Here is a 2,858-nt window from a genome sequence, read left to right on the forward strand (position 1 = left end):
GTGTTGGCGTCGGCGTGAAGGGGCGCGGCGGCCGGCGCGGCCAAGCGCTCGGGCAGCGTTCCCTCGATTTTCGCGATCTGGCGGCGCAGGGCAAAAACAGTCTCCCGCGCCACGGCGGTCATCGCCATGACGGTCAGCTTCCACTCACAATTGTTCCTGTTATGTTCCCTATAGATTCCAGAGGGGGACCCAGGAGTCAAGCAGAGTCATGGGGAATTTATTCCTCTCGGCAGGGATGGCGCAGGCGCATCGGCCCGTTCATTTGCCGATTCCGGTGCGAAAGCCTATATGCCGGGATCAAAGGACAAAGCATGGCCCGCATCTACAAGACCCGCACCTGGCACGACGAACTCTCGCCCTCGATGGACGAAATGGAGTTCCTGGCGCTGGAGGCGTATGCGCATCTGCCGGAGGATTTTCGCAAGCTGACCGGCGAGATCGTCATCCAGATCGCCGAGTTCCCGACCGACGAGATCATGGACGACCTGTCGCTGGAAACGCCCTTCGACCTGCTCGGCCTGTTCGAGGGACGCGGCATCGCCGAGCGCTGGAACCCGCAGACCGGCGAAGGCCCGAACCGCATCACGCTCTACCGCCGCGCCATCCTCGATTACTGGTCCGAAAACGAAGAAACGCTGGGCGACATCGTCACCCACGTGCTGATCCACGAGATCGGCCACCATTTCGGCCTGTCGGACGATGATATGGAGAAGATCGAAGAGGCGGCCGAGTAGCACTCAGATGACGGAAGCAGAATTTGCCGACCTGATCGATTGCAATTGGCCGTACCACGACATTTCACAAAGCCGGGAACTGATCGCAACCGCCATCGGGATTTCGCCGAATGCCGCTTTCCTCGCACTTAGTGAGCTTTGCCATCTGCCCGCAAGTGCTGCCATCGAACCGGCCACTCTCGTTGCCCTGGTCGATTTCTGGCTATCCGAATTCGACCACCCGATGGCACCTATGACAGCGGAATGCGCGATCTCCATGATTGAACGCAAGCGGTTGCCGGTTCCTGAAATCCTTACGAGAATGGATTCCGTCTCCGGCTATCCCGGTCTCCTTGCAGCGCTATCGATCCTCTATTTCGGCTGCGATGACGTCGAGGGCCGCGCAGACGCACGGTTCAACGAAATCAGAGCCGCCTGGGAAAATCTGGCGTAGCTGGTTACTGATCGACCAAGCGCTGTATTCGGCCCTCATTCCTGACCGTCGATATCCTTGACTACTGGTCCGAGAACGAAGAGACGCTGGGCGACATCCACGAGATCGGTCACCATTCGGCCTGTCGGACGATGATATGGAGAAGTTCGAAGAAGCGGCCGAGTAGCCCCACACCTTCGTCATCCTAGGGCGGAGCAAGGAGCGAAGCGACGCGGCGCAGACCCTAGGATCCATGCCGTGACGGCGATGCTATGCTCCGGCGGTGCAAGAAACCCGAGCGGCTACCAGCCGGTTCCACGAAAGAGCTCGAACCACTCCGGATTGGCCGTTTCGATCAGCTCGATCTTCCATTGTCGAGGCCAGCGCTTCAATGACTTCTCGCGCTGGATGGCATCGGTAATGTCGAAATATTCCTCGTACCACACCAGCCGCTGTACGCTGTAGCGACTCGTGAAGCGCGAGCCCTGGCCGGCCTTGTGCTCAGGCATTCGACGGCCGAGATCGTTGGTGACGCCGATATAGATGGTGCCGCGGTTCTGACTCGCGGTCATATAGACGTAGCCGGTCGTGGTTTCAGGGTAGCGAGCGTTGATGCGCGCACAAGCGCCATTTTGATCCGCCGCATTCTACGGCCAATGTCACGGCATGGATCCTAGGGTCTGCGCCGCGTCGCTTCGCTCCTTGCTCCGCCCTAGGATGACGAAGAAAGAGAGAGTCCTCAGCGCTGTCCCCTACCAGTCACTCAGCTTGGTATCGGGCCCGTATTCCTGGCCGTCGACATCCTTGACCACGGCCTGGCCGCAACGCATCGTCTTGGCCTTCTTGTCGTAGGCATAGGTCGGCGAGCCGAACAGGTGCCAGCCCTTGTTCAGCGCCGCCGTCACCTTGTGGCAGAAGCTGGCATCGTCCGGGCCGGACAGAAAGCGGTAGAGTTTCATTGTTCAGTCCTGTCGTGAGTAGCCATAGCCCGCTCGCATCCATCGAGCATTTATGCCCCGATGGCGGCTGCCTTCGCCAGCAGTTTTTCGGCCTGCGCCAAGTGCAGGCGCTCGACCATCCTGCCGTTCAGCGCGATCACGCCCTTGCCGGCATTCTCGGCGAGCGCGAAGGCTTCCTTCACCGAGCGCGCCTCGGCCACGGCTTCCGCGGACGGTGCGAAGGCACGGTTGGCGGCTTCGATCTGGGCCGGGTGGATGAGGCTCTTGCCGTCGAACCCCATGGCCGCGGCTTCCGCGCATTCATGGGTGAAAGCGCCGAGGTTGCGAAAATCGTTGGAGACCCCGTCGAGCATGTCGATGCCGCCGGCGCGCGCGGCCAGCACCATCTGCATCAGCCATGGCACGAGGTAGCGTCGGTCAGGCGTTGCCAGAATGCCGGTCTCCTTGACCAGGTCATTCGTTCCGGCAACGAAACAACTGAGCCGCGAGGCCGGGTCACGGCCAAGCTCGGCGATGGCGCCGATGTTGAGCAGCGCCTTGGGCGTCTCGATCATCGCCCACAGTTTCACGCTATCGGGGACAAAATTGTCGTCGAGCACATCGCCGGCCTCGAGCAGGTCGCGCGGCGTGTCGACCTTGGGCAACAGGATGCCGTCGGGCTCGCAGCCTGCGGCAGCCAGCAGGTCGTCGGCGCCCCATTCGGTTGCCAGAGCATTGATGCGCACGATCATCTCGCAGCGTTCGTTGGGGCGG

General features: G+C 61.2%; 5 protein-coding genes and 1 pseudogene. 3 read left to right on the top strand and 3 right to left on the bottom strand.

Annotated features, from left to right (window positions below; translation table 11 throughout):
* Positions 1–311 precede the first annotated feature (311 nt).
* From EN984_RS29335 to EN984_RS39050, 3 genes and pseudogenes are all read left to right on the top strand, one after another.
* Positions 312–734: a metallopeptidase family protein gene (locus EN984_RS29335; RefSeq protein ID WP_023763026.1), complete on the top strand. Its 423-nt coding sequence runs from the start codon at positions 312–314 to the stop codon at positions 732–734.
* A 7-nt stretch (positions 735–741) separates the two neighbouring features.
* A complete protein-coding gene (locus EN984_RS29340) occupies positions 742–1,167 on the top strand; it encodes a hypothetical protein (RefSeq protein WP_127267292.1) in 426 nt (141 codons plus the stop codon).
* Between the two features lie 53 nt (positions 1,168–1,220).
* Positions 1,221–1,333: pseudogene (locus EN984_RS39050) on the top strand (metallopeptidase family protein); the annotation flags it as partial.
* Between the two features lie 115 nt (positions 1,334–1,448).
* On the opposite strand, the gene EN984_RS29350 reads toward EN984_RS39050, so the two are convergent.
* From EN984_RS29350 to EN984_RS29360, 3 genes are all read right to left on the bottom strand, one after another.
* Positions 1,449–1,718 carry a GIY-YIG nuclease family protein gene (locus EN984_RS29350; protein WP_127267291.1) on the bottom strand — a complete coding sequence of 90 codons (270 nt, stop codon included), beginning with the start codon at positions 1,716–1,718 and terminating at the stop codon, positions 1,449–1,451.
* A gap of 180 nt (positions 1,719–1,898) precedes the next feature.
* Positions 1,899–2,105, bottom strand: coding sequence for a DUF1737 domain-containing protein (locus EN984_RS29355; protein WP_127267290.1), 207 nt, complete (start codon positions 2,103–2,105; stop codon positions 1,899–1,901).
* Positions 2,106–2,155: 50 nt separating this feature from the next.
* The coding region (locus EN984_RS29360) for a CoA ester lyase (protein WP_164765730.1) at positions 2,156–2,858 on the bottom strand (703 nt) is incomplete at its 5' end.

It is taken from the genome of Mesorhizobium sp. M7A.F.Ca.CA.004.12.1.1 (assembly GCF_003997835.1).
Taxonomy (GTDB): Bacteria; Pseudomonadota; Alphaproteobacteria; order Rhizobiales; family Rhizobiaceae; genus Mesorhizobium.